Genomic DNA, 23,960 nt, shown 5'->3' with positions numbered 1-23,960 from the left:
GCATCCTGCCCAAACGTCAAGAGGTTAGCGGCGTAGATAGGTCTGCCAGATCCAGATCACCAACAATGCGCCCAGTACCGCGCCCACAAAGCCCGACAGCCAACCTGCCACTGTAATAAAAAAGCGCAATAGGAACCCACCCACCAGCGCACCCATGATTCCGATCAGCATAGTCGTTGGTATGTTTGTCTCAATCCGCATCAACCGGGTGGCCAGAAATCCGGCAGCGGCACCGATGACGATCAGGGCAATGACGGGCACGTTACTTTCTCCAATGCGTTGGCACGATAATCAGCGCACCAATGGACGACAGAACTGCGTTCAGACCGGGCGAGCCAAAACTGATACCGAACATGATGCGGACAAAATAGAACAGAAACGCCCCACCCACGCAAATGATGATCGAGGGCAGGTATCCGTTATGGGTAAACCCGGTCTTCTCGGCCAGATAGCCCACGATACCGGCAATCACGACGGTGCCCATCAAGACCATGAACATCTGTCTTACTCCGCGTTCAGGCGGGTTCCGGCCACGACCGACCAGCCCCGCAAAAAGGTTTCCGTATCCTGTGCCCCTTTTCCTGCCCGCTGCAAGCGCAACAGGTCAATCGCCCCATTACCGCAGGCCACGCGCAGCGCGTCGTTCAGAACCTCTCCGGGCGCGCCCTGTCCCTCGGCCAATTTCGAGGCCAGCAGCTTGACCCGATCCCCTCCGATCAGAGTCCACGCACCAGGAAATGGTGACAGGCCGCGTATCTGGCGATCCACCTCGACCGCCGGGCGGGTCCAGTCGACCCGCGCCTCAGCCTTGTCGATCTTCGAAGCATAAGTCACGCCATCCTCGGGCTGAGGCTCGGGCGTCAGTTCAGGCAGACGGGCCAGAGCTTTTACGATCAGATCAGCCCCCATCGGTGCTAGACGATCATGCAGTTGCGCCGTGGTTTCCTGCGGCCCGATATCAGTGGCCTGCCGCAACAGGACGGGGCCGGTGTCCAAACCGGCCTCCATCTGCATGATACAGATGCCGGTTTCCGCATCGCCTGACATGATCGCCCGATGGATCGGAGCCGCCCCGCGCCAGCGTGGCAGTAGGCTGGCGTGAATGTTCAGGCAGCCTTGCGCCGGGGCGTCCAAAATGGGTTGAGGCAACAACAGCCCGTAGGCCACCACTACGGCCACATCAGCGTTCAGTGCGGCAAAGGCATTCTGTTCCTCTGGCGACTTTAGTGAAATCGGATGGCGGACAGTCAGGCCCAACGCCTCGGCCCGGGCATGTACGGGCGTCGGGCGGTCTTTCTTGCCCCGCCCGGCCGGACGCGGAGGTTGGCAATAGACTGCGGCGATCTCATGCCCGGCCTCAACCAGCGCATCCAGAACAGGGACCGAAAAATCGGGCGTGCCCATGAAAATGACGCGCATTGCTACCCCTGTTTCTTGGCTTTGCGCAGCAGCATGTCTCGTTTGACCTTGCTGAGACGATCAAAATACATCCGACCGTTCAGATGATCGATTTGATGCTGCACGCTGGTGGCCTCGATCCCGACAAAGTCGCGGCGGTCTATCATACCCTGTTCGTTCAGAAACCGGACCGTCACCGCACGCGGGCGTTTCACCTTGGCCGAGACGCCGGGCAGATTCGGACTGGCCTCTTCGTGTTCTCGCAATTCGATAGAGCTGTGCAGAATTTCGGGATTTGCCAGACGTACTGCACGGCCCCGCTCGGTCGATCCGTCAACGACCGCCAAGCGCAGCATCACACCGATCTGCGGGGCGGCAAGGCCGACGCCAGGCATGGCCTCCATCGTGTCGATCATGTCATCCCAGATAGCACGAATTTCGTCGGTTACTTCAGACACATCCTCGGCCTTGGTCCGCAGACGTTTGTCCGGCCAGGGCAGGCAGGTGTGGACGGTCATGCGCGGGCCTGTTCGCGTTTGAGTTTCTGCATCTTACGAGTGATCATCTGACGTTTCAGCGGTTTGAGATAATCAATGAACAGCTTACCGTTCAGATGATCGATCTCGTGCTGCACACAGGTTGCCCAGAGCCCATCGAACGTCTCTTTCTGCAAGTTCCCGTCGCGATCCATCCACGTCACGTCCACCACTTTCGGGCGCGTCACCTCGGCGAACTGCTCAGGGATCGACAGGCACCCTTCTTCATAGACGTTAGTCTCGTCTGACGAAGCGATGACCTCAGGGTTGAACATGATCAGAGGGCGTGGCGTCTCGCCTTCTTCCTTGATGCAGTCCATCACGATCAGCCTGTCCAGCACGCCAATCTGCGGTGCGGCCAGCCCGATGCCGGGCGCATCATACATCGTCTCAAGCATGTCGTCGGCCAGTTTGCGCAGTTCGTCCGACAGGTCGGTCACCGGGGCGCAGACCTTTTTCAGACGGGGGTCGGGATGGATCAAAATATTACGCTTCATGGGGTTGATTTAGGCCATCCCGCCCCCCGCCGCAACGCCCCCCCTTGCACCTGCGGGAATTGTAGCTAGCTTTCCGGCGGACAGATGGAGCAGACATGACTTTCAACGACCTGATCGACCGCCGGGGCACCAACAGCTCAAAATGGGACAAGATGGAAAAGCTGTACGGTGTCTCGCCACAGGATGGGCTGGCCATGTGGACCGCCGATTCCGATTATGCCACCGCGCCTTGCGTAATCGAGGCTGTCCGGGATGCCGCCGATCACGGGGCCTTTGGCTATACCTGGGAACACCCGCAATATCTGGCCGCTATACAGTGGTGGATGCAGAACCGTCACGATTGGGCGATTGACACCGATTGGGTGCTGACCTCGCAAGGGCTGGGCAATGCAATTGCCCTGTGCCTGGATGTCTGGACCCAGCCGGAGGATGGTGTTGTCATCTTTACCCCGGTCTATCACGAGTTTGCTCATAAGATTAACACCGCTGGGCGGCGCGTGGTGGAATGCCCGCTGGCGCGGCAAGGCGACAGCTATGGCATTGATCTTGAGGATGCACAGTCACGGCTGGACGGGTCTGAAAAACTGTTGATGTGGTGCTCACCGCAAAACCCGTCGGGTCGGGTCTGGAGCCCCGAGGAGCTGCGGGCCGTCGCCGCCTTTGCCGAACGCAACGGGTTGATCCTTGTGTCGGATGAAATTCACCAGGATCTGGTCTATCCCGGTCATACCTTCGTGCCGATGGACAAGGCCGCGCCCGAGGCACGCCCCTGGACCGTGACGCTGACTGCGGCGTCAAAGACGTTCAACATCGCAGGGCAGCGGACCGGCAACATGATCATCCCCGATGACAAGCTGCGCGCCACTATGCGGCATCGGCTGAAAACGTTGGACTATGCGCCCAGCGCCTTGGGCGTGGCCATGATCACTGCAGCCTATTCACCGGAAGGCGCGGTCTGGGCGGATACGCAGGTGGCGCATCTGGACGGCAACCGCAAACTATTTGACGCCGCCATCGCCGAAATACCGGGTCTGTGGTCAATGCCCCTGCAGGCCACCTATCTGGCCTGGGTCGATTTCTCGGGCACCGGGATGGATCACGACGAATTTGTTCGACGTCTGCGCGAGGACGCCCGGATTGCCACCTCCTCCGGCCCCGGATTCGGCGCTGGCGGAGAGACTTTCGAACGGTTCAATCTGGCCACCCAGCGCAGCCGCGTCGAGGAAGCCTGCGCGCGCCTGAAACGCGCGTTTGGCGACCTTCAATAGCGTCGCGCTAGATTGAGCTATTGATCCTGCTTGTCGTACTGGCTGCCGCGGCGTGGATTAGCTGGCACAGATTAGACCTGCGCACGCCCGCGCCGCATTGGTGCCGCAAGCAACCAAACCGATTACATCCTGTTCGCAAAATTCGTCCCTAGTCTTTGTGCCCTAGCAAAGCAATCGGCGCGTCGGGTGCGCGGTAGAAATCCAGCGGGGCCTTGTCGGCCGCGGCCGTACTACGCTTAAAATCATACCGCATCTCACCGGCCTCTTCATCATCGGCGATGATCAGGCATTGATACAAATGGCGCGCACCGTCGTAGATATCGACCAATCCACGCAATTGCGGTGTCGTAGCGGCCTCAACCGTAAAGCCATCCTTCCACAATCTGAGTATTTTGAACGTATTGTCGTTAACTTCGACACGAAGGCGGCTGGTTTTCTTCAACCCCGCGATTCGCGCCGCGTCCAATTCTGCGCTTATTTCCTTTGAAACATAGGTACTCATAACAATTATTCCCCCGGCAATGGATTCCATTGTGACGGCTCAACTGTAAAAATCCAGTGAAGGCCGTCACATAGCGCCATGCGCTGACGATCTGTTGCTGGGAAATCATCGCATGCCCTGTGCGCAGACGCAGAGCCAGTGCGCGACCCTTCACGTGTCATGGCTGTGTTCAACACCCTATGTTTGTCGAAACGCACAAGCGGAGGATACGCAATGGGCCTGTTGGTCGACGGCAAATGGCACGACACATGGTATGACACCGAATCTACTGGCGGCGCCTTCAAACGCAGCGCCGCGCAGTTTCGCAATTGGCTGACCGCAGATGGCAGCGCAGGGCCGTCCGGCAAGGACGGTTTCAAGGCGGAACCGGATCGCTATCATCTCTATGTCAGCCACGCCTGCCCTTGGGCACACCGCACACTGATCTTTCGCGAACTAAAAGGGCTGAGCGATCTAATTTCCGTCTCGGTGGTGCATCCAGACATGCTGGACAAGGGATGGACCTTTGAAACTGACGACCACGGTGCAACCGGCGACACCCTTTATGGATTCGATTACGCCCATCAAATCTATACCAAGGCTGATCCAGCTTATTCGGGACGTGTCACTGTGCCGATCCTGTGGGACAAGCAACAACAGACCATCGTTTCGAACGAAAGTTCGGAAATCATCCGTATGTTCAATACGGCCTTTGACGGCATTACCGGCAACACCGATAACTACTGGCCCGAGGCGATGCGGGACGAGATCGAAGAGGTCAACGCCCGCATCTATTCCGACATCAACAATGGGGTCTACAAATCCGGTTTTGCCACCACGCAACAGGCCTATGACGCCGCCGTGCATCCCCTGTTCGACACACTGGACTGGCTTGAAGATCGCCTTGCCCGAAACCGGTACCTGATGGGCGATCAGGTGACTGAAGCAGATTGGCGGCTGTTCACCACCCTGATCCGGTTTGATCCGGTCTATCATCTGCATTTCAAATGCAACAAGCGGCGGCTGATCGACTATCCGAACCTGTGGGCCTACACACGCGAGCTATATCAATGGCCCGGTGTCGCACAGACGGTAAATATGAACCATATCGTGCGCCACTATCACTACAGCCACGAAACAATCAATCCGAGCCGGATCATCCCAGTGAACCCATCCTTGGATTATCTGCAGCCCCACGGGCGCGGTCAGCGACCCGCCGCGTAATGTTCGACCATCGCCGCCAGATCCTCTGGCGGCGTTGCGCTTTGCACATAGGCGCAGGCATTCGGGCTGTGGGCAAAGATCGAACCGTCCGAGAAAAAGGTGGTGTTTGTGACAAAGATCACCCGCGCCTCGGGGCGGCGATAGCTGGCAAAATCGGCCACGGCCAGCGCGCTGCCGGTTTCAAGCACCAGATCCAGCACGATGATATCGAACTCCTGACCATACAGCGCCAGAATCGCTGCCTCCTGCCCGGCCACCAGCGTCACTTCGGTGCCGTGCCGTTCAAGATGCCTTTTCCAGACCCGACCAAGGTCGGGGTTACTCTCAACAATCAAAACATTCATTTGCGACAACCTCGGCCCAAAAAAGAGTGAATGGTGCCGACCCCCCGTGAATTGTGATCACGCTTATTCCTTAACAAAGCGTTAACGACGTTGCCGCAAGGCCCGGAACTTGCGGATTCGCTTGTGTAAACGGCAAAAATCCGCTTGAAACGGGCCGAAACAGGCGATTCCAGCGAGAAACCCCATGGCAAGCCCTACTGAGAATTTGAACCCGCGCGCCGCACGCGACCATGGCGGAGGGCTGGACGGGGCCATCGCATCTTATGGCGGCACGCGTACCGATTGGGTGGACCTGTCCACCGGGATAAACCCTCACCCCTATCAGGTGTCTGGACTGATCCCTTCAGATTGGGCTGAGTTGCCGGATCATGGCGCCTTCGAGCGCCTGACTGAGGCCGCCCGCCAGTTCTGGGCGGTGCCCAATGGGGCCGCAATCCTGCCCGCGCCCGGCGCATCGGCGGTGATCTCCCGCATTCCGGCGCTGGCCGCCCGTGGTCGGGTTCAGATCACAACGCCCACGTACAACGAACATGCCGCCGCCTTCGCCGCGCAAGGCTGGACCGTTCAATCCAACGGCCCAGCCGACGCCCGTGTCATCGTGCATCCCAACAATCCCGATGGCCGGATTTGGTCCGAGGCGGATGCAAACGCCCCGCTGACCGTGATCGACGAGAGCTTTTGCGATGTCAGCCCCGGTGTTTCACTGATCCATCTGGCCGCGCGCCCCGGTGTGATCGTGCTGAAAAGCTTTGGCAAGTTCTGGGGGCTTGCCGGGCTGCGGCTGGGGTTTGCCATCGGTCATCCTGACCTGATCGCCCGGCTGAACGACCTGACGGGGCCTTGGTCCGTGTCCGGCCCTGCCCTACGGATCGGAGAGCAGGCTTTGCGGGACGTTGACTGGGCCAGTTCCACCCGTCAGCACCTGACCGCCGAGTCTGACCGGCTGGATCGATTACTGATCAATAAAGGAGCCACCCTGGTCGGGGGCACCACGCTGTTTCGCCTCTACACCGTCGAAAACGCAGCCCAATGGCAGGACCGTCTGGCCCGCGCCCATATCTGGAGCCGCGTCTTCCCCTATTCCCAGACCTACTTGCGGGTTGGCCTGCCCCCAGCGGATGGATGGAGCAGGTTAGAGGCCGCACTGTGAGCATCACTTTCATGCTGGTCTGCGCCATGTGTCTGGACGCGGCATTGGGTGAGCCGAACTGGCTCTGGTCGCGCGTTCGCCACCCGGCAGTCGTGATGGGCAACATCATCGGGTGGTTGGACAAGCACCTGAACCACGGCGCGCAGCGGCGAATGAAAGGCGTCGCAGTAGTGATATTGCTGGTCGTTGGCGCATTGATCCTTGGGCGTTTACTGGCACTGCTAGGACCAGTCGCTGAGATCATACTCTGTGCCATCCTGCTGGCGCAGAAATCGCTGGTGTCGCATGTGCGCGATGTGGGCGAAGGGCTACGCGTCTCTTTGGCCGAGGGCCGTGCCAAGGTGGCGATGATCGTGTCCCGCGACACTCGCGACATGACTGAGGCGCAGGTTGCCCGCTCTGCGATCGAAAGCGCGGCTGAGAACCTCAGCGACGGGGTCATCGCACCTGCTTTCTGGTTCCTGCTCGCCGGGTTGCCGGGGTTGCTGATTTACAAGGCTATCAACACCGCCGACAGTATGATCGGCTACCGCACCGAAAAGTACCGCGACTTTGGCTGGGCCGCTGCCCGACTGGACGACGTGCTGAACTTGATCCCCGCGCGCCTGACCTGCCTGATGATCGTGGCACTGTCCGGCCAATGGGCACGCTGGCCTGACATGGTGGCGGATGCGCGCCGCCATATCTCTCCCAATGCAGGATGGCCCGAGGCCGCCATGGCACGCGCCCTGAACGTGGCCCTTGCGGGCCCGCGCAGCTATGACGGTAAGGTCCGCGATCTAGCCTGGGTGAACGGCGATGCTCCGCGCGAAATCGGCGCGTCAGAGGTTTTCCGCGCATGTAACATGCTGTGGACCGTTTGGGGGCTTGCGCTTGGCCTTCTATCGGTGTGGGTTGGGGTCAGCTTTATTCTCTGACGGACCTGCCCATGCGCATTCTCTCTGGCCTTGTTGCCGCCGTTCTGCTCGCCTCGCCCGCCCTTGCCCAATGCGGTGGCGGATTCAATTCCTTCGTCAAAGGGCTGAAGGCTGAGGCCATACAGCAAGGGTTCGACAAATCCACCGTCAATGCGTTTTTCAACGGCGTGCAGCAGGACGGCGCCGTCCTGAAAGCCGACCGCGCGCAGGGTGTGTTTCAGAAACCGTTCATCGACTTCTCACGCCATTTGATCTCGCAAAACCGGATCGACCGGGGTCAGGCCATGTCACGCAAATATGATGCGGTGTTTGATCGGATTGAGCAGGAATACGGCGTCTCACGCGGGGTTCTTTTGGCCTTTTGGGCGTTCGAGACCGACTATGGCGCGTTTCAGGGCGACTTCAACACCCGCAACGCGCTGGTGACACTGGCCCATGATTGCCGCCGCCCCGAATTGTTCCGACCACAGATCTTTGCGGCCATCGAGCTGTACCAACAGGGCAATTTCGACCCAAATCGCACCACCGGTGCCTGGGCTGGTGAGATTGGAATGGTGCAAATGCTGCCTCGCGACATTCTAGAAAACGGTGTCGACGGGGACGGAGATGGCACGGTCTCGTTGAAAACGTCCGCGCCGGACGCCCTGATGTCGGGCGCCAAGATGCTGTCGCACCTGGGCTGGCAGCCGGGGCAGCCGTGGCTACAAGAGGTGACGGTGCCCGCGCAAATGGACTGGTCGCTGTCCGGCCCGGGCAAACCGAGCCCAGTGTCCGACTGGCAGGCCATGGGTGTGCAGGCCCGCAACGGATCTTTGGCTAACTTGCCCGCATCGCTGATATTGCCGCAGGGCCACAACGGCCCGGCCTTTTTGGCCTATCCGAATTTCGACGTCTATTTCGAATGGAATCAGAGCTTTGTCTACGTTCTAACCGCCGCCTATTTCGGCACACGGCTGGAAGGTGGTCAAATCTATGATGCCGGTAATGCTTCACAAGGGCTTTCAGGCGCACAAATGAAACAGCTGCAAAGCAAGCTACAGGCGCGCGGGTATGATGTAGGCAAAATCGACGGAATTCTTGGCGCGGGTACACGGGCTGCTGTTCAGGCCGAACAAGCGCGGCTCGGATTACCGGCGGATGCCTGGCCGACGGCCGAATTGCTTGGACGTTTGTAAAACGTTGTTGGATTACGCGCTTTTTGCCGAAAAAAGTGCTCGGCCAGGTTCGAACGCGTGTGAAATGATCTCTGATCCTTCCGTTTCGATTGCAGTGTTCGGCTGAATTTCGACCCAGCCGTCGCTGTCACCATCCAATGGTTCTGATGAGATGATAATACCATCTTTGCAGCGACGGTAATGCAGGCTCGGCGCGTACCGATCCGAAGCATAACGCGCTGCAAAGATACGTTCTCCATCTGACCAGCAGGCCGCAAATCTAAGATAGGGTAACACACCGCATCGTCTTGACGCCGCCTCCACTCGCGCGACCGCTCGGGACATTGCTGCTACCGGGTCAGCGTCTAGCCCCTCGCCTTGCGCGATCAGAAAGATCGCTTCGCTTTCTGTTGCGCCAAATCTATACCCATACAGATGCGCCGGGATCATCGCGTCCAGTTCCTGCCGGATCAGATCATGCCCTCCGGCTTGGCCATTGTGCATAAAGCTCCATGCACCGACCCCAAAAGGATGACAGTTGTTCCGAGACGTGGCTGTCCCGGTCGAGGCCCGAACGTGGGCCAGGAAAAGGCGCGATCTGGTATGATGGGTCAATTGCTTAAGGTTTGCGTCCGACCAGGCTGGGTGTGTATCTTTATAAAAGCATGGCGTCTCACGATCAGAATACCACGCAAGCCCAAATCCATCAGCATTTACGGGCGTCTTCCCGATCAGCGCGTTGCGGCTCTGAATGACAAGAGATTGCTCTTGATCCAGAACCAATTCATCAAGATACCGCTGCTCGCCGACCCAAGCCAGAAACCGACACATCTGTTCGCCTATTCAAAAATTTCAGATGTGGCTGGTATATCAACTCATTATGTAGTTTTTTTCCCAAATTTCCTACTTTTTTGGAATTTCTTCTATCACATGACAACCAGAGTTCACATTTGGCAATCAATTACTCCGGTCGCACCGGATAACGATCGCCCTTTTGATCAATCAGGATCAGTCGTTCGCCGCTGCGCACATACAAATCGCAGCGGTCGAACCCGTTTCTGTACTGGATGCAGACGCTGCCATCCTCGGCGATCGAATAGGTGCCAAAGGCGGATTCGCCGCTGGCATAGGTGTAAGAGTAGGCTCCGCCGGCCGAGAAACTGGACTGCCCATCATCATAAAAGGTCAGTGTGCGCCCGGCCAGCGCCTCCAGTTCTGTTGGCGTCAGGGGAATATCTCCGGGTTTGGTTGGCCATTCCGCCGCCCATACCGGGCTTGCGATCAGCAGGATAAGGATCAAAAGACGGATCATACCAACACCCTACCCCGAGTGGTGATGAAAAGGGCATAACGTTGCAGTGATGGGTCAAGCGACCATCTGCTCGGCCTTTTTCAGATCGACCGAGACCAGTTGGCTGACGCCCTGTTCCTGCATGGTCACGCCGAACAAACGATCCATCCGCGCCATCGTCACCGCGTGGTGGGTGATGATCAGGAAACGTGTATCGGTCTGGCGGCACATCTCATCCAGCAGGTCGCAGAACCGGGTGACGTTAGCATCGTCAAGCGGCGCGTCGACCTCATCCAGCACGCAGATCGGGGCCGGATTGGCGAGGAAGACGCCAAAAATCAAGGCCGTCGCTGTCAGGGTCTGTTCACCGCCCGACAACAGGCTGAGCGTCGACAATTTCTTGCCCGGCGGCTGGCACATGATCTCAAGCCCGGCATCCAGCGGATCGTCGCTTTCGACCATAACCAAATTGGCCTCGCCACCGCCGAAGAGGTGCTTGAAAAGCATCGCAAAGTTTGAGTTCACCTGTTCGAACGCGGTCAGCAGACGTTCGCGGCCTTCGCGGTTGAGGCTGGCGATACCAGAGCGCAGGGCTTTGATTGCCTCTTCCAAATCCGCCTTTTCGCTGTTCAGTGTGTCAAACTCTTCCTGAACTTCTTTGGCATCTTCTTCAGCGCGCAGGTTCACTGCACCCATCGCATCGCGCTGGCGCTTGTGACGGTTCACTTCGGCCTCAAGCGCGTCGGCGGCAGGCATCTGATCGGGGTTCACGTCCAACTGATTCAGCAACTGGTTCGGAGTCAGCTGCTGATCTTCAGCAATCCGTTCCGCCGTTGCAGTCACACTTTCCTTGGCGGCATCACAACGTGCTTCTGCCGCCGCGCGGGATTCGCGTGCTTCCGAAGCCTGACGTTCCGCATCCCGTTCGGCCAGCACCACTTCGCGCTGCTGGGTTTCGGCTTCGACCAACTTATCGGCGGCTTCGGCGCGACGGGCCTCGGCGGTTTCAATCAGCTCGTTCAGCTCCTCGCGGGCTTCGGCGATCTCGCTGGGCGCTGCCATCGCTTCGGACAGCTCTTCTTCCGAACTTTCCTTGCGTTCTGCCAGTTCTGATATCCGTTTTTCCGCCGTTTCCAGACGATGCTTCCAACCGCTGAGGTCTTTTGTAACCTCTTGCGAACGTCGCGTGCGGGCCTCGCCCTCGCGGCGCAATTCATCATGGGACGAGCGATGGGTCAGCATAGTGATCCGCGCAGCCTCGACCGTCTGTTTGATATCTTCGACCTGCGCGCGGGCGGTGTCGAGATCGCCCAGACCGGTCAACGCCCCCTCGGCCTCGCGCAGCTGCGCGCGGGCGGACATGGCGTCCTCTTTGTGGCGATCCACGGCCAGCGACAGTGTCTCAAGCTTGCCTTGCGCCAGATTGCGGTCTGCTTCGGCGCGGCTGAGCGCGCGAGCGGTTTCGGCCATACGCTGATCGGCGGCGCGGCGGGCATCGCGGGCGCGGCGGTCCGCTTCGGTGACATCAGCCAGTTGCTGCGACAACGCCTCATGCGCGGCGCGGGCACCTTCGGCCTGTGCCTCGGTGCGGGTCAGCTCCTGTTTCAGCGCCTCCAGCTTATTGAGTTGCTCCAGCCGCAGAGCAGCGGCGCTTGGTGCATCCTCAGCCCAGGCGCGGAACCCGTCCCACCGCCACAAATCGCCGGACCGGGACACCAGACGCTGCCCCGGCTTCAGCGAAGCCTGCAAACGCGCACCCTGATCCGCATCAACCAGACCAATCTGCGCGATCCGACGGCTCAGGCGATCCGGGCCAGACACATGCAGCGCCAGCGGTTCAACCCCATCCGGCAATGGCTGATCAGCATCATAGCCCGCTACCTGCACCCAACCCGATGGACCGTCGCCTTCGACCAGTGGGGCACGCAGATCATCGGCCAGTGCAGCTCCGAGTGCCTTTTCGTAACCGGGTTCGACGCGTAGCAGGTCAAGAACCTGACCGCCTTCGGCCGTGTCGCGTTCTACCAGCTTTGCCAGCGCCGAGGTTTCGGCACGGATCGCGCCCAATTCACCCTCGGCCTCGGACCGTTGCGCGCGGGCTTCGGCCTCACGCGCCTGCGTGTCATTACGCAGCTCATCCGCTGCGGCCAGCGCTTCCTCGGCGGCCTCAGCCGCTTCGCGGGCTTCTTCCTCGCCCTCTTGCGCGGTCTCAAACGCGTCGCTTGCGTTGGTCAAAGCTTCGCGCGCCTCATCCACGGCGCTGCGGGCCTTTTCCTCTTCGGCCTCGGATCGAGTCAACGTCTTGCGGCTGTCTTCAACCAGACGCTGCGCCGATTGGTGGCGGGCGACCAAGCGCGCCATATCCTCGGTTTCCTGCGACAGATGATCTTCGCGGTCCTGCAACACTGACGCCGCCTCACGCGCGATTTCGGCAGCCTCAGCCACCTTATCCTCGTGCCCTTCGGCGGCCTTGGCCAATTCGCGCGCTTCCCATTCCAGGCGTTCGATCATCTGGCCGGCATCGCGATTCAGGCCGGTTTCGCGTTCTATATCGTTGCCCAATTGCTGAATCCGGTTTGTCAGCGTCTCAATGGTCTGGCGGGCGCGGGTTTCCTGATCCGACAGGGCATCACGTTGTACCTGCTGGCGTTGCAGGACGGCGGCGGCGATGGCTTCTTCTTCGCGCAGAGGCGGCAGGGTCTCTTCGATTTCGGCACGTTTGGTGGCGGCCGCGCGGGCTTCGGCCTCGGCCCGCGACGCCTCGGTGATCCGTTCGCGCAGCTTTTCTTCGGCCTGCTGGCGGGCCATGTCTGCCTCTTTCCAGCGACGATAGAGCAACATGCCTTCGGCCTGGCGCAGTTGCTCGCCAATCTCGCGATAGCGCGCGGCCTGACGGGCCTGGCGCGCCAGTTGCGCAAGCTGACCGCCCAGTTGTTCAAGCACATCGTCGACGCGGGTCAGATTGGATTCAGTGCCCTTCAACTTCAATTCGGCTTCGTGCCGACGTTGATAAAGACCCGAGATACCTGCGGCCTCTTCCAAAATGCGGCGGCGGGCGCGGGGTTTGGCGTTGATAAGTTCGGCTATGCGGTTCTGCCCAACAAGCGCAGGTGAATGCGCACCTGTCGAAGCATCGGCGAACAGCATCTGAACATCTCTCGCCCGCACGTCCTTGCCATTGGTCTTATAGGCGCTGCCCACGTCGCGGGTGATGCGACGCACGATCTCAAGCTGATCCGCGTCGTTGAACCCTGACGGTGCCAGCCGTTCCGAGTTGTCCATGGTCAGGACAACTTCGGCAAAGTTACGGGCTGGGCGCGTCGCGGCGCCTGCAAAAATCACATCCTCCATCGCGCCGCCACGCATGGATTTGGGGCGGTTTTCCCCCATCACCCAACGCAGAGCTTCCAGAAGGTTGGACTTGCCACAGCCATTCGGGCCCACCACACCGGTCAACCCATCCGCAATGATCAGATCGGTCGGATCAACAAAGCTTTTGAAGCCGGTAAGTTTGAGTTTGCTAAAGCGCAAAGGCAATGAGTCCTGTGATTCCTATGTGAAGGAAGTCTGCGCAACGGATGGGGGCTGAGTCAACGAAGTTGCGCAGGATATGGGATATCACCCCGACTTATCCACAATATCTTGCCGAAATGCGCAGGAATACGCGTATCTCAGTACGGCGTACACTCGAACACCTGAAAGCCGTACTCCTTCCCGATATCCTCATAAACACCATAATCGACGCATTCGTAATTCGGTGTCGAGATGGCGGTCAGCAACAGACGTTCCCCCGCCTCGTGGTCACAGCCCAGCACACCAACGGTCACCGCGGCGTCGCCCAGTACATCCAGGATTGGACAGCCCGAAACCTGCGCCATGGCCAGCCCCGCCCGATCTTTGATCGGCCCCAGACGCGGGGCGTATTGGGTGTTGATCCGCACGGCCTCGGCCAGATCCCCGCGCACGCGTACGTCAAAGACACTGCCGTTCACGGCGATGCGGGTTGCAGGGATATCCCGGAAATACGGGGTGCCGACCGAACAGGCGGCCAGCACCGATAGGAGGAACAGATACCGGATCATACCGCCAGCATTGCCGCAATATGGTTAACAGAACCTTTCCTGCATTTAGGTTCGCAGGACGTCGCCCAACCGGCGGATACCCTCGCGGATTGTTGCCTCATCCGAATTCGAAAAGCTCAGACGGATAGTATTGGCCCCGGATTCGTCCGGAAAGAACGCCTGGCCGGGAACAAAAGCCACCTTCACCGTCTCAAGCGCCTTGGCCAGCAGGTCAGCCCCGCTGAGGCCCTTGGGCAAGGTCACCCAAATGAACATGCCGCCCTCGGGCTTGGTCCAGTCCACCCCACCGGGCATATGTTCGCGCAATGCGCTGAGCATCGCATCGCGTCGTGCGCCGTAAACGCGGCGCAACATGGGGATGTGCGTATCAAAGCAGGCACGCGCCACTTCGTTGATAGCCATTTGGTTGATCGTCGCGGAATGCAAGTCAGCCGCCTGTTTCATCAACACCAGCTGCGAGATCACCGGCTTGGCCGCCACGACCCATCCCACCCGCAGACCCGGAGACAGAGTCTTCGAGAAGCTGCCACAATAAATCGTCCTGCAGTTTTCGATCGACCCCTTGCGCGCCAGCTCCAGCGCCAAAACCGGGGGAATGGCCTCTCCGTCATAGCGCAGGGCCTGATAGGCGCCGTCTTCGATCACGGCGCAGTTCAAATCGTCCGCCAGATCCAGCAAGGTTTCGCGACCGCGCAGGTCTACGGATTCTCCGGTCGGATTGGCAAAGTCGGGCGAAATATAGGCAAATTTAACCGCCCCCTCACCCGCACCAGCAGCGTATTCAGCTGCCCTGCGATTGCCGTTGATGCCAAGCCGATCAAAGCGCGGTTCATAGGCATTGAACGCGGCCAGTGCCCCCAGATAGGTGGGCCATCCGACCAGTGCTGTATCACCCGGCGACAGGTACAACTTGCCCAAGTAGTCTAGTGCCTGCTGCGAACCCGACGTGATCAGGATGTTATCAAGCCCGCAGTCGATCCCGATCTGGCGCATGTGATCGACTAGCCATTCCCGCAGCGGGACATAGCCCTCGCTGACGGAATATTGCAGCGCCTGATCTTTTAGTTCAGTGCCCAGTGCGTTCTGGAACGCAGCGGCAAAACCTTCTGCCGGAAACAACGCTGGATCCGGAATTCCTCCCGCGAAGGAAATAATGCCCGGCTGGTCCAATAGCTTGAGCAATTCGCGTATCTCGGACGCCTTCATCCGCTTTGTTCGCGTGGCAAACAGGTCTTTGGTCGACATTGGTCTCCTCCCCTACCTTGCAGGGCAGACTAAGCGTGATTTATTTAATGTCAATCATTCTGACCTAATACTCCGAACCAACATTCACCTGTTCTTGAACCGGTCAATATTACGTGGTCATATGAATTGACCAATTCCGGAAAAGCCGACATGCCCTTTCAAAAAGTCCAGACTGAAAAGCTGTCCATCGCAGTGGTGAAACAGATCGAATTGCTGATCCTACGTGGCATCCTGCGCCCAGGCGAGCGGCTTCCGGCGGAACGCGAGTTGGCAGAGCGGCTGGGCGTATCGCGCCCCTCGTTGCGCGAAGCGATCTCGGAATTGCAGGATCAGGGGTTGCTGACCGCCAAGGCCGGGTCCGGTATCTATGTGGCCGAGGTTCTGGGCTCTGCCTTTTCCCCGGCGCTGGTTCGGCTGTTCAGCAGCCACGAAGAAGCGGTGTTCGACTATCTGTCTTTCCGCCGCGATCTAGAAGGGTTGGCGGCCGAGCGTGCCGCACGGCTGGGATCAGACAGCGATTTGAAAGTGGTTCAGGCGATTTTCGACAAGATGCAGGCTGCGCATGCGCGCAACGCCCCTCAGGACGAGGCACAATTGGATGCGCAATTCCACATGGCCATCATCGAGGCCAGCCACAACGTAGTTATGCTGCATATGATGCGGTCGATGTACGACCTGCTGCAACAGGGCGTATTCTACAATCGTCAGATGATGTTTCAGCAGCGCACAACGCGTGGTGCCATTCTGGACCAGCACAGCGCGATCAACACAGCCCTGCAGGCACGCGACCCCGATGCAGCCCGCGATGCAGTCCAACAGCATCTGAACTATGTCCAGAGCTGTATGGAAGATCACCAGAAAGCCCTGCGAAACGAAGCCATCGCACAGCAACGGCTGCAGCATGAGACTGGTCAAACCTGAAGAGGCGCGCGAGGTATCAGTGCAGCGCCCAACTGTCGCGACTCAAATCCAAACACAATAAGTTCATAATTTATTACGCAATTTCTGCTGGTTATCTGCTGGATATTGACCCGCAGCTAAACCAATTAAACAGGCAAGTCGCGAACCTTAACCGTCGCTGAAACCCTGGTGCCTGACATGATCCTTTTCAAACCCGGGCAACGCCCAAAAATGAACCCCTGCTTGATCGTTGCCAGCAACGGTCGATCCGGTAGCACGCTCATGTTTGATGCTTTGTGGAAGGCGCAAAAGCAGCGGCGTGTGTGGCCCAAGCCCAAGGCGACCTTTGAAATGGAGTTGGCACAGGCCGAATTGCACCAGGGAAACCTTGTCAAAACACATGATTTTCCCGGCGTGCTGAGAGGTCGTGACAACGTCAAGGTCTTGTTCTGCTATGGCCCGACAAAAGACTCGGCGCTTTCGGTCTATTCCGTGCTTGGTCGCTATGGTCGCGACTGGATCCGCCAGCATTTCGAACATCTTCACGCCAAAGGAACTTTTGAGGATCTGTTCAAATATGACGTTCTCAACCAAGCAGAGCAGATGAGGCAATGGGCCACGTTCGAAAACGTGCCTGTCCTGTGCCTGAGCTATGATGCCATCTGGCGCAGACAGAGCGAAGTTGCCGATTTTCTGGAGTTGAACTTTTCCCTGCCCGAAAGAATAGAACGCGCAAAGAAATCCATACCCGATGAGATTCTAGATCAAGCGTCGGCGGTTTACGATCCCATCGACGCTGTACTGAGCGAACTACCGGAACTGTTTGTCGCCTCAGCCAAATATGCGGACATTCTGAACCGGCTCCCAAGTCAACGCTCAGCGGCTTGATCTTCGCATCGTAAGAAAGAAAAAACCCGGCTCTGAGGCCGGGTTTTTCAATTTCATCATGTGAAGATCTTAGTGCAGCTTTTCGCCCACATCGGCAATTGCAGCGTCGATCAGCTTGTTCGCCTGCGTCGCCGTCATCTGCTTGGCCAGAACCGCATTTGCCGCCGAAACAGCAACGGTAATCGCCTGATCACGCACCTCTTTAACTGCCGAAGCCTCGGCCGATGCGATCTGATCCTGTGCAGCGGCCAGACGGCGCGCAATAGATTTTTCCAGATCGGCCTTGGCCTGTTCGGCCGCCAGCGCGGCGTCGTCTTTTGCAGCCGCCACAATCGCGTCTGCCTGCGTTTGAACTTCGCGTTGCTTGCGCTCGTACGAGGCCAGCAGGGTGCGGGCTTCTTCGTGCAGGGCACGGGCTTCATCCAACTCGGACTTGATGCCCTCAGCGCGGTTGTCCAGCGCGCCACCGATCATACCCGGCACCTTGAAATAGAACAGGACCGCGATGAAGACGATAAAGCCCAACAGGACCACAAAGTCGGTGTTGCCAAGCGAGAAGAACGGGCCGCTTGCGGCCAGCGCGGGGCTGGCAGCGCCAAAGGTCAGGATAAGGGCAAGAGTGTTCCGCATGTCGCTTATCCTTTCATCTGCGCGTCAACAGCACCGTCAATGGCTTTGGCATCCGCCTCACCGCCCAGTGCAGTAACCAGTTCAGCCGCCGTGTCCTTGGCAACCACTTGAATGCTTTCCAGCGCACCTGCACGGATATCGGCGATCGCCTTTTCCGATTCAGCCGCCTTTGCAGCGATTTCCGCGTCCGCCTTGGCGATCGCGTCATCCAGACCAGCCTGAATTTCGGCGCGTGCTTCGGCAGCGATACGTTGCGCCTCAGACCGGGCATCGGCCAACGCTTTGTTATAGGCTTCTTCGGCCTCGACCGCTTTGGCCTTCAGATCTTCGGCCGCAGCCAGGTCATTTGTAATGGTCCCCTGACGTTCAGCCAGGATTGCCGCGATGCGCGGCAAGGCCACGCGGGACAGGACCAGAAAGATGACGACCAGCGTGATGACCAGCCAGAAAATCTGGTTGGGGAACCAATCAAAGCAGAGCTGCGGCATCCCGATGGCCGAGCCATGGGAGTCTACGCATTTGCCAACTACTTCTTCGGCAATAGGTTCAGTCGCCATGTTGTCCTCCGTCGGAACGTTGTCTTTACAACAGGCGGGCCGCTATGGCTTGGGCCCACCTGCGCGTAAGGATCAGGTTCCGCAGATTATACGGCGAACATCAGCAGCAGCGAGACCAGGAATGCGAAGATCCCCAGGGCTTCTGCGAATGCGATACCGATGAACAGGGTTGCGGTCTGCGAAGCAGCCGCCGAAGGGTTGCGCAGGGCGCCGGCCAGGAAGTTGCCTGCAACGTTGCCCACCCCAATTGCGGCTGCGCCGGAACCGATTGCTGCCAGGCCTGCGCCGATGTGTGCGAGATCGCCTTCCATGATGTGTCTCCTTACGAATTGGAAGTTTCGATGTTAGGGTATCGGACCTTAGTGCGAAGGATGCAGCGCATCTTTCAGATAAACACAGGTCAGAATGGTGAAAACGTAGGCCTGGATAAAGGACACAAGGACCTCGAGGCCATACATTGCGGTGATCGCCAGAACAGACACGGGCGAGATCACGGCGATCGCGGCAAAGCCTGCGAACACCTTGATAACCGCGTGGCCCGCCATGACGTTACCGGCAAGACGAATGGAGTGGCTGACAGGGCGTACGAAGTACGAAATCAGCTCAATGATCGCCAGAACCGGACGCAGGGCCAGCGGTGCGCTGGAGACCCAGAACAGACCCAGAAACGCGGCACCGTTCTTGACGAAACCCAGAACAGTCACGGTCAGGAACACGGCCAACGCCAGCGGGATGGTCACGGCAAAATGCGATGTGGTGGTAAAGGACGTCGGGATCATGCCCAGGAAGTTTGCGCAGACGATGAACATGAACAGGGTCATGACATAGGGGAAGTACTTAACGCCTTCCTTGCCGCAGATGTCTTCCAACATCTTGTAGATGAAACCATAGGCCAATTCAGCCACCGACTGCATCCGGGTCGGAACAATCGCGCGTTTCGAAGTGCTGAGAACCAGCAGAGCAAAGATCGCGGCAATCGCCAGGAACATCCACAGGGTCACGTTGGTGGGCGTGTACCATGCAATTGCACCGTCACCGAAAAGCGGTTTGACGATGAACTGATCCATCGGGTGGAAAACCAGGCTGCTGCCTTCTGCTGCGGTGGTCTCAGTTGCCACGTTCAGTCCCTCTCGTCCTTCTCGGCAGCCGTCGCTGCCGTTTGTTTCTCTTGAACCTCTTTGGCGCTGCGGAGCATTACTTTCACTCCGGCGACGAGGCCCAGCAATGTGAACAGCACCAGAAAGATCGGGATCGTCCCGAGCAGGCTGTCCAGCCCGTATCCGATGCCAAATCCGATCCCCAGACCGGATACCATTTCGATGACCATCCTCCAGGCAAGCTCGCCCCCGGACACGTCAGCATCTGCACGAGGCTTTGGCTGCTTCGCCTTTTTCGCCGCCTCGATCTTCGCCTCCAGCTGCGCCATACGCTGCTTTTGGTCATCCTCGGTCACGGGCGTTTCCCTCGCACAGTCTTGGGTAGGGTGCTAAGGGGCAAGGCGCACAGAGTCAACGGCGTTGAGCAACCGAATTGCCGCAGCTTAAATAATTGATTTTAAGTGTTTTTCACCCAACTTCAGCTAAGGCAAAACCTGCGCAAGCGCAGCGGCTTCAACCAAAACCCCTGAATCCGCATATTCAACCAAATGGTTGACCAAACTCGAAGGCTGTGGTTGAGCGAAGGCATGTCCAATGATCTCGACACCGTATTCGCAGCTCTCGCCGACCCCACGCGCCGCGCCATTCTGGCGATGCTGCTTGAGGATGATATGGCCGTGACCGATGTGGCAGAACCGTTCGAGATGTCATTGGCCGCAATCTCGAAACATCTGGTGATCCTGACCAAGGCTGGATTGATCAGCCAGGAAAAACGCGGACGGGTGAAATGGTGCAAGCTGGAACCTGACGCCCTGCGCACAGCGTCGGTCTGGATGCAAGGCTTTGGACAGTTCGAGCCCGTCAATCTGGACGCGTTCGAACGGTTTCTGGAAATTGAACTGCCTGCGGCTGACGATCCCTAGATTTAGCGCACGACGAAAACCGAAACCTTGGCGTGATTGGCCAGGTACCCTGCATGGCTTGAAAAGATATAGTCCGTGATCCGCGGGGCGTGAGTTCCTACAACAATCAGGTCAGCACCAATTTCCTCGGCGGCGCGCATCAGGTCACCATCAACCTCAGCTGCAACATCGACCGAGTGAATATTGCGGTATGCGACTTCTGTCCCGCCGCTCTTGGCCAGTTCATCGGCGAAACCCTGCAATTCTTCGTTGACTGCTGCGTCCGTCTGAACCGGGTCACCGGGTTGAGTTCCGGTCACACTGACTACGGTTATCTTCGCATCCTGCCACTTGGCAACTTCAGCAGCGACATCGGCGGCTTTGCGAACCTCGGGGGGAAGATGCAAGTCAACTGGGAACATAATGTGAGTATACATGACGAATTCCTCCTTGGTCCCAAGCATAAGGTTATTCGCATGTATCGACATTGATCTGCCTCAACGGGCGTGCTGAACCCTAACGGCCACTAACCTTCTTGGCTGTATTGCACACCCGTGATGACACCGAACGGATCAGACATGCACAACCATGGTGCCTGCGCCCCTGCGACCGACAAGGTTGTCACCGACCCTGTCGGCTCGGACCGGGTGGAAATGGCGTTCACGTCCTTGGGGCCAACCCCCGTTTCGGCGGAAACAAGCGCTTCACAACTGCCCTGCAAATCCGTTTCTGAAACCGCATTGCCCGAGGACGTTTGCGTACAGGCCGACAGCCCCACCACCGTGATCAGATAAAGTGCTGGTCTCATTGGTTATTGCCCCTGTTTTGCCTGCGACCAACGCTCGCACAATCTGACGGGAACACAAGCGTCATTCGGGCACGGGCTTGGATGATGCGCGCGGCTGACCCTCGACCTTTAACAAGAGTACAAGCGCCACGACGGTCAGAATTGCACCCACAAACACCAGTAAGCCTGGGGGCTTCTGACCCAATGCAACCTCCCACAGGATCACCCAGCTGGGGGTCAGATAGGTGTAAGCCATCACTTTGGCCGAAGGCAGCCGCAGGGTTGCGAATTGCACCAGAACAAAGCTGGCCGCCGTTGCAAAGATCGAGACATAGAGCAGCCCGACCCAAACAATCAGCGGCAGGTTGGCCCAGTTGGTCGCGCGGATCTCGGCCCAACCATACAACGTCAGCAACACGCAGCCCGCGACCAGAGTACCAAAGGTGAACACCACCGCCGGCTCGCCTCGGTTCAGCTTGCGCACCATGGGCGTGTAGATCGCATGCGCCAAACAGCCCCAGAAATAGATGATCTCACCGCCACCGATCTCGAACGCCATAAAGGCCCGCCAGTCGGCCCGGAATATGACCCAAAGCGCGCCCACTGCGCCAACTGACAGGGCAAAAGCCATTCTTGGCGTGGTGACCTGCCGCAGCAACACCCACCCTGCAACCGCTGACATCACCGGCGTCAGCGTGAACACTGCCGCTGCGCTGACCGGGGGCGCGGTCTTCAATCCATGGAACATCAGCACGAAATAGCTGGCGAACAATCCGCCCAAGACCAGATAACGCCAGGGTGCCTGCGCCGCGCTTCGGGACAAGCCGGTCGTCAGAAGCGCCGCAACGCCGATCACAACCGATGCGATCAGAAATCGAGCTGCCGTGATCGCTTCAGGCGCGATCTGGTTGGCGATCAGTGACCCCAGCGAAAAACTGCCCGCCACCAGAGCCGAAAAAACCAGCATGGCCAGATGGCCCTGGGCCTGAGGGCTCACGCCGACCAACCTTTGGATTGCTCTTTCAGATAGGTCAGGAAACTCTGAACCTTGGTGGTGCGGTGCAGGTCCACATGGGTCACAAGCCACAGATTCCCGAACCATTCGGGCAGCGGCTCTATGACCTCGATCAGACTTGGGTCGCGGCCCGCCTCCCAACGAGCCATGAAGCCGATCCCAGCCCCAGACATAACCGCCTCGCGGTTGCAGAAATTATTGGTACAGCGAAATATGATGTTTTCGGCCGGTACGGTCTTGCGCAACCAGCGCGAAAACGGAGCGCGGCTGTTTTCATCGTCGGCACCAACGAAGAAATGGTTTCTAAGGTCCTCGACACTCTTGGGCTGACCGTGACGCTCCACATATGCTGTACTGGCATAAAGCCCGACTTCCTGATCGATAAACGGCTGCACCACATTGTCCGGTTGATCAGGGGCCGAACCCGCCCGGATCGCCACATGCGCTTCGCCATATTCCAGACGAAACAGGCGATCCCCAGTCAGATAGCGCACGATCAAGCCCGGGTGCAGGCGTTGGAATTCACTAAGTACCGGAACCACCAAAGGCGCCAGTGAGGACAGAGACGTTACAACCAACTCCCCCGAGACATCGTCCCCCCGCCCCTTCATTCGCCCGACCAGTTGGTTGAACTGATCCTCGGTCGCTTGTGCCACACGCAACAGATCATCCCCGGCTTCGGTCGGCGTGTAACCACGCGCATGGCGCTGGAACAGTTTGACACCCAGCCGTGCCTCGATCGCGTCGATATGGCGGATCACGGTGGCATGATGCACGCCCAAAACCTCGGCCGCGCCGCTGACGGTCCCCATACGGGCAACCTGATAAGCGGTTCTTACTTCGTCCCAATTGTCCACGGCATTACCTCAGATGTGCAAATTCCAACAGTCAGTGTTGATATATCCGAGTTTTGTTCATTCTCGCAATATCCATATTGGCCGCAGACGAAAATCCTATCAGAAGGACCAAGTGAAATGACCAAGACCATCCTGCATATCGACGCCTCGGCCCGCCGTGAAGGTTCAGCTACCCGCGATCTGTCGAACCGTATCGTCAACCATCTGGGTGCTGCACGCATTATCCGTCGCGATCTGGCCTCCCCCCTGCCCCTGCTGACCGAGGACTGGATCAGCGCCAACTTCACCCCCGGCGATCAGCGCAACGACGCGCAGCGCGAACATCTGGCGCTATCGGATTCACTGGTCGGCGAGCTGCAACAGGCCGACACCATCGTCATCGGCCTGCCGATCTATAACTTTTCGGTGCCTGCCGCGTTCAAAGCCTGGATTGATCTGGTTGCCCGCGTCGGCCTGACATTCTCGTATACTGAGAACGGCCCAGTGGGACTGCTGACAGACAAACGCGTGGTTCTGGCCATCGCCTCGGGCGGCACTGCCGTTGGGTCCGAGATCGATTTTGCCACCAACTATGTGCGTCACGTTCTGGGCTTTATTGGCATCACCAATGTCGACGTGGTCGCCGCCGACAAAATGGCGCTGGACACCGAGGCCGCGCTGAACAACGCCCACAAGGCGGTAACTGAGCTGGCGGCCTGATCGCCTCTGGTCTTTATACGCTGAAACGTCCAGTCTTCCTC

30 protein-coding genes are annotated in these 23,960 nt (G+C 58.6%); 9 read left to right on the top strand and 21 right to left on the bottom strand.

The genetic code is table 11. From position 1 onward, the window contains the following. Positions 1-24: 24 nt before the first annotated feature. From ACR0B8_RS09370 to def (ACR0B8_RS09350), 5 genes are read right to left on the bottom strand one after another with little or no spacing between them, the layout of a single operon-like run. The gene (locus tag ACR0B8_RS09370; protein WP_170360016.1) at positions 25-261 is read right to left on the bottom strand and encodes a GlsB/YeaQ/YmgE family stress response membrane protein; all 237 of its coding nucleotides are present in this window, start codon (positions 259-261) and stop codon (positions 25-27) included. A gap of 1 nt (position 262) precedes the next feature. Then, on the bottom strand, positions 263-499 hold the full coding sequence (locus tag ACR0B8_RS09365; RefSeq protein ID WP_170350357.1) for a hypothetical protein: 237 nt from the start codon (positions 497-499) through the stop codon (positions 263-265). 5 nt (positions 500-504) lie between these two features. Next, positions 505-1,419, bottom strand: coding sequence for a methionyl-tRNA formyltransferase (fmt, locus tag ACR0B8_RS09360; RefSeq protein ID WP_226688915.1), 915 nt, complete (start codon positions 1,417-1,419; stop codon positions 505-507). 2 nt (positions 1,420-1,421) lie between these two features. Continuing rightward, positions 1,422-1,916 carry a peptide deformylase gene (gene def / locus ACR0B8_RS09355; RefSeq protein WP_170360011.1) on the bottom strand — a complete coding sequence of 165 codons (495 nt, stop codon included), beginning with the start codon at positions 1,914-1,916 and terminating at the stop codon, positions 1,422-1,424. Next, positions 1,913-2,431 (bottom strand): peptide deformylase, encoded by a 519-nt coding sequence (def, locus tag ACR0B8_RS09350; protein ID WP_170360009.1) that lies wholly within the window; start codon positions 2,429-2,431, stop codon positions 1,913-1,915. Before def (ACR0B8_RS09350) ends, def (ACR0B8_RS09355) begins: the two co-directional genes overlap by 4 nt. Positions 2,432-2,526: 95 nt before the next feature. On the opposite strand from def (ACR0B8_RS09350), the gene ACR0B8_RS09345 reads away from it, so the two are divergent. Continuing rightward, positions 2,527-3,699, top strand: a complete 1,173-nt coding sequence (locus tag ACR0B8_RS09345) for a MalY/PatB family protein (protein WP_170360007.1) — start codon at positions 2,527-2,529, stop codon at positions 3,697-3,699. Between the two features lie 148 nt (positions 3,700-3,847). Here ACR0B8_RS09345 and ACR0B8_RS09340 read toward each other — a convergent pair whose 3' ends face one another. Continuing rightward, positions 3,848-4,201 (bottom strand): hypothetical protein, encoded by a 354-nt coding sequence (locus ACR0B8_RS09340; protein ID WP_170360006.1) that lies wholly within the window; start codon positions 4,199-4,201, stop codon positions 3,848-3,850. Between the two features lie 213 nt (positions 4,202-4,414). Between ACR0B8_RS09340 and ACR0B8_RS09335 the strand changes: the two genes are divergently transcribed. Next, the gene (locus ACR0B8_RS09335) at positions 4,415-5,404 is read left to right on the top strand and encodes a glutathione S-transferase family protein (protein ID WP_170360004.1); all 990 of its coding nucleotides are present in this window, start codon (positions 4,415-4,417) and stop codon (positions 5,402-5,404) included. On the opposite strand, the gene ACR0B8_RS09330 is transcribed toward ACR0B8_RS09335, so the two are convergent. Further along, a complete protein-coding gene (locus ACR0B8_RS09330; protein ID WP_170350350.1) occupies positions 5,386-5,748 on the bottom strand; it encodes a response regulator transcription factor in 363 nt (120 codons plus the stop codon). The two genes, ACR0B8_RS09335 and ACR0B8_RS09330, sit on opposite strands and share 19 nt — an antisense overlap. A 184-nt stretch (positions 5,749-5,932) precedes the next feature. On the opposite strand from ACR0B8_RS09330, the gene cobD reads away from it, so the two are divergent. The 3 genes from cobD to ACR0B8_RS09315 are packed head-to-tail and all read left to right on the top strand — an operon-like array spanning position 5,933 to position 8,990. Continuing rightward, complete coding sequence (gene cobD / locus ACR0B8_RS09325; protein ID WP_170360002.1) at positions 5,933-6,898, top strand: threonine-phosphate decarboxylase CobD; 966 nt, start codon at positions 5,933-5,935, stop codon at positions 6,896-6,898. Beyond that, positions 6,895-7,815, top strand: coding sequence for an adenosylcobinamide-phosphate synthase CbiB (gene cbiB / locus ACR0B8_RS09320; protein ID WP_170360000.1), 921 nt, complete (start codon positions 6,895-6,897; stop codon positions 7,813-7,815). The genes cobD and cbiB overlap by 4 nt, the downstream gene beginning before the upstream one ends. A gap of 11 nt (positions 7,816-7,826) precedes the next feature. Beyond that, positions 7,827-8,990, top strand: a complete 1,164-nt coding sequence (locus ACR0B8_RS09315) for a lytic murein transglycosylase (RefSeq protein ID WP_480658326.1) — start codon at positions 7,827-7,829, stop codon at positions 8,988-8,990. Between the two features lie 12 nt (positions 8,991-9,002). On the opposite strand, the gene ACR0B8_RS09310 is transcribed toward ACR0B8_RS09315, so the two are convergent. The 5 genes from ACR0B8_RS09310 to ACR0B8_RS09290 all read right to left on the bottom strand — a co-directional run bounded on the left by ACR0B8_RS09310 (position 9,003) and on the right by ACR0B8_RS09290 (position 15,587). Continuing rightward, a complete protein-coding gene (locus ACR0B8_RS09310; protein ID WP_480658328.1) occupies positions 9,003-9,800 on the bottom strand; it encodes a class II glutamine amidotransferase in 798 nt (265 codons plus the stop codon). Between the two features lie 130 nt (positions 9,801-9,930). After that, positions 9,931-10,281, bottom strand: coding sequence for a hypothetical protein (locus ACR0B8_RS09305; RefSeq protein WP_480658330.1), 351 nt, complete (start codon positions 10,279-10,281; stop codon positions 9,931-9,933). Between the two features lie 54 nt (positions 10,282-10,335). Beyond that, the gene (locus tag ACR0B8_RS09300; RefSeq protein WP_480658331.1) at positions 10,336-13,791 is read right to left on the bottom strand and encodes a chromosome segregation SMC family protein; all 3,456 of its coding nucleotides are present in this window, start codon (positions 13,789-13,791) and stop codon (positions 10,336-10,338) included. Between the two features lie 140 nt (positions 13,792-13,931). After that, positions 13,932-14,342: a hypothetical protein gene (locus tag ACR0B8_RS09295; protein ID WP_226688913.1), complete on the bottom strand. Its 411-nt coding sequence runs from the start codon at positions 14,340-14,342 to the stop codon at positions 13,932-13,934. Between the two features lie 45 nt (positions 14,343-14,387). Further along, complete coding sequence (locus ACR0B8_RS09290; RefSeq protein WP_226688912.1) at positions 14,388-15,587, bottom strand: aminotransferase-like domain-containing protein; 1,200 nt, start codon at positions 15,585-15,587, stop codon at positions 14,388-14,390. Between the two features lie 150 nt (positions 15,588-15,737). Between ACR0B8_RS09290 and ACR0B8_RS09285 the strand changes: the two genes are divergently transcribed. Continuing rightward, positions 15,738-16,508 (top strand): FadR/GntR family transcriptional regulator, encoded by a 771-nt coding sequence (locus ACR0B8_RS09285; protein WP_170350341.1) that lies wholly within the window; start codon positions 15,738-15,740, stop codon positions 16,506-16,508. Positions 16,509-16,769: 261 nt separating this feature from the next. Further along, on the top strand, positions 16,770-17,375 hold the full coding sequence (locus ACR0B8_RS09280) for a hypothetical protein (RefSeq protein ID WP_226688911.1): 606 nt from the start codon (positions 16,770-16,772) through the stop codon (positions 17,373-17,375). Positions 17,376-17,444: 69 nt separating this feature from the next. On the opposite strand, the gene ACR0B8_RS09275 is transcribed toward ACR0B8_RS09280, so the two are convergent. The 5 genes from ACR0B8_RS09275 to ACR0B8_RS09255 form a co-directional block, all read right to left on the bottom strand. After that, on the bottom strand, positions 17,445-18,005 hold the full coding sequence (locus ACR0B8_RS09275; protein WP_170350339.1) for a F0F1 ATP synthase subunit B: 561 nt from the start codon (positions 18,003-18,005) through the stop codon (positions 17,445-17,447). A 5-nt stretch (positions 18,006-18,010) separates the two neighbouring features. Further along, the gene (locus ACR0B8_RS09270) at positions 18,011-18,562 is read right to left on the bottom strand and encodes a F0F1 ATP synthase subunit B' (protein WP_170350338.1); all 552 of its coding nucleotides are present in this window, start codon (positions 18,560-18,562) and stop codon (positions 18,011-18,013) included. An 86-nt stretch (positions 18,563-18,648) separates the two neighbouring features. Then, positions 18,649-18,873, bottom strand: coding sequence for a F0F1 ATP synthase subunit C (locus ACR0B8_RS09265; protein ID WP_005981269.1), 225 nt, complete (start codon positions 18,871-18,873; stop codon positions 18,649-18,651). Positions 18,874-18,921: 48 nt separating this feature from the next. Then, positions 18,922-19,680: a F0F1 ATP synthase subunit A gene (locus ACR0B8_RS09260; RefSeq protein ID WP_170350337.1), complete on the bottom strand. Its 759-nt coding sequence runs from the start codon at positions 19,678-19,680 to the stop codon at positions 18,922-18,924. Between the two features lie 2 nt (positions 19,681-19,682). Further along, positions 19,683-20,015, bottom strand: coding sequence for an AtpZ/AtpI family protein (locus ACR0B8_RS09255; RefSeq protein ID WP_170359983.1), 333 nt, complete (start codon positions 20,013-20,015; stop codon positions 19,683-19,685). A gap of 231 nt (positions 20,016-20,246) precedes the next feature. Here ACR0B8_RS09255 and ACR0B8_RS09250 point away from each other — a divergent pair, with 231 nt between their 5' ends. Continuing rightward, positions 20,247-20,582, top strand: a complete 336-nt coding sequence (locus tag ACR0B8_RS09250; protein ID WP_170350335.1) for an ArsR/SmtB family transcription factor — start codon at positions 20,247-20,249, stop codon at positions 20,580-20,582. 2 nt (positions 20,583-20,584) lie between these two features. Here ACR0B8_RS09250 and ACR0B8_RS09245 read toward each other — a convergent pair whose 3' ends face one another. The 4 genes from ACR0B8_RS09245 to ACR0B8_RS09230 form a co-directional block, all read right to left on the bottom strand. Continuing rightward, complete coding sequence (locus ACR0B8_RS09245; protein ID WP_170359981.1) at positions 20,585-20,998, bottom strand: universal stress protein; 414 nt, start codon at positions 20,996-20,998, stop codon at positions 20,585-20,587. A gap of 89 nt (positions 20,999-21,087) precedes the next feature. Beyond that, the gene (locus ACR0B8_RS09240) at positions 21,088-21,369 is read right to left on the bottom strand and encodes a hypothetical protein (RefSeq protein ID WP_170359979.1); all 282 of its coding nucleotides are present in this window, start codon (positions 21,367-21,369) and stop codon (positions 21,088-21,090) included. A gap of 61 nt (positions 21,370-21,430) precedes the next feature. Beyond that, positions 21,431-22,345: a DMT family transporter gene (locus ACR0B8_RS09235; RefSeq protein WP_226688909.1), complete on the bottom strand. Its 915-nt coding sequence runs from the start codon at positions 22,343-22,345 to the stop codon at positions 21,431-21,433. Further along, entirely contained in the window at positions 22,342-23,220 is an 879-nt protein-coding gene (locus ACR0B8_RS09230; RefSeq protein ID WP_170359977.1) for a LysR family transcriptional regulator, read from the bottom strand. Before ACR0B8_RS09230 ends, ACR0B8_RS09235 begins: the two co-directional genes overlap by 4 nt. Positions 23,221-23,337: 117 nt before the next feature. Between ACR0B8_RS09230 and ACR0B8_RS09225 the strand changes: the two genes are divergently transcribed. Continuing rightward, on the top strand, positions 23,338-23,919 hold the full coding sequence (locus ACR0B8_RS09225; RefSeq protein ID WP_170359976.1) for an FMN-dependent NADH-azoreductase: 582 nt from the start codon (positions 23,338-23,340) through the stop codon (positions 23,917-23,919). Positions 23,920-23,960 lie beyond the last annotated feature (41 nt).

It is taken from the genome of Ruegeria sp. BH6, from assembly GCF_056538105.1.
This window is presented reverse-complemented; position numbering and strand designations above follow the sequence as displayed.

Coding starts and splice junctions, on each gene's coding strand:
- ACR0B8_RS09295 (WP_226688913.1), bottom strand. CDS start 14,342: ATGATCCGGTATCTGTTCCTCCTATCGGTGCTGGCCGCCTGTTCGGTC.
- ACR0B8_RS09245 (WP_170359981.1), bottom strand. CDS start 20,998: ATGTATACTCACATTATGTTCCCAGTTGACTTGCATCTTCCCCCCGAG.
- ACR0B8_RS09225 (WP_170359976.1), top strand. CDS start 23,338: ATGACCAAGACCATCCTGCATATCGACGCCTCGGCCCGCCGTGAAGGT.
- ACR0B8_RS09270 (WP_170350338.1), bottom strand. CDS start 18,562: ATGGCGACTGAACCTATTGCCGAAGAAGTAGTTGGCAAATGCGTAGAC.
- ACR0B8_RS09285 (WP_170350341.1), top strand. CDS start 15,738: ATGCCCTTTCAAAAAGTCCAGACTGAAAAGCTGTCCATCGCAGTGGTG.
- ACR0B8_RS09345 (WP_170360007.1), top strand. CDS start 2,527: ATGACTTTCAACGACCTGATCGACCGCCGGGGCACCAACAGCTCAAAA.
- ACR0B8_RS09240 (WP_170359979.1), bottom strand. CDS start 21,369: ATGAGACCAGCACTTTATCTGATCACGGTGGTGGGGCTGTCGGCCTGT.
- ACR0B8_RS09315 (WP_480658326.1), top strand. CDS start 7,827: ATGCGCATTCTCTCTGGCCTTGTTGCCGCCGTTCTGCTCGCCTCGCCC.
- def (WP_170360011.1), bottom strand. CDS start 1,916: ATGACCGTCCACACCTGCCTGCCCTGGCCGGACAAACGTCTGCGGACC.
- ACR0B8_RS09330 (WP_170350350.1), bottom strand. CDS start 5,748: ATGAATGTTTTGATTGTTGAGAGTAACCCCGACCTTGGTCGGGTCTGG.
- def (WP_170360009.1), bottom strand. CDS start 2,431: ATGAAGCGTAATATTTTGATCCATCCCGACCCCCGTCTGAAAAAGGTC.
- ACR0B8_RS09265 (WP_005981269.1), bottom strand. CDS start 18,873: ATGGAAGGCGATCTCGCACACATCGGCGCAGGCCTGGCAGCAATCGGT.
- ACR0B8_RS09250 (WP_170350335.1), top strand. CDS start 20,247: ATGTCCAATGATCTCGACACCGTATTCGCAGCTCTCGCCGACCCCACG.
- fmt (WP_226688915.1), bottom strand. CDS start 1,419: ATGCGCGTCATTTTCATGGGCACGCCCGATTTTTCGGTCCCTGTTCTG.
- cobD (WP_170360002.1), top strand. CDS start 5,933: ATGGCAAGCCCTACTGAGAATTTGAACCCGCGCGCCGCACGCGACCAT.
- ACR0B8_RS09290 (WP_226688912.1), bottom strand. CDS start 15,587: ATGTCGACCAAAGACCTGTTTGCCACGCGAACAAAGCGGATGAAGGCG.
- ACR0B8_RS09305 (WP_480658330.1), bottom strand. CDS start 10,281: ATGATCCGTCTTTTGATCCTTATCCTGCTGATCGCAAGCCCGGTATGG.
- ACR0B8_RS09310 (WP_480658328.1), bottom strand. CDS start 9,800: ATGTGTCGGTTTCTGGCTTGGGTCGGCGAGCAGCGGTATCTTGATGAA.
- ACR0B8_RS09275 (WP_170350339.1), bottom strand. CDS start 18,005: ATGCGGAACACTCTTGCCCTTATCCTGACCTTTGGCGCTGCCAGCCCC.
- ACR0B8_RS09335 (WP_170360004.1), top strand. CDS start 4,415: ATGGGCCTGTTGGTCGACGGCAAATGGCACGACACATGGTATGACACC.
- ACR0B8_RS09365 (WP_170350357.1), bottom strand. CDS start 499: ATGTTCATGGTCTTGATGGGCACCGTCGTGATTGCCGGTATCGTGGGC.
- ACR0B8_RS09280 (WP_226688911.1), top strand. CDS start 16,770: ATGTTTGATGCTTTGTGGAAGGCGCAAAAGCAGCGGCGTGTGTGGCCC.
- ACR0B8_RS09340 (WP_170360006.1), bottom strand. CDS start 4,201: ATGAGTACCTATGTTTCAAAGGAAATAAGCGCAGAATTGGACGCGGCG.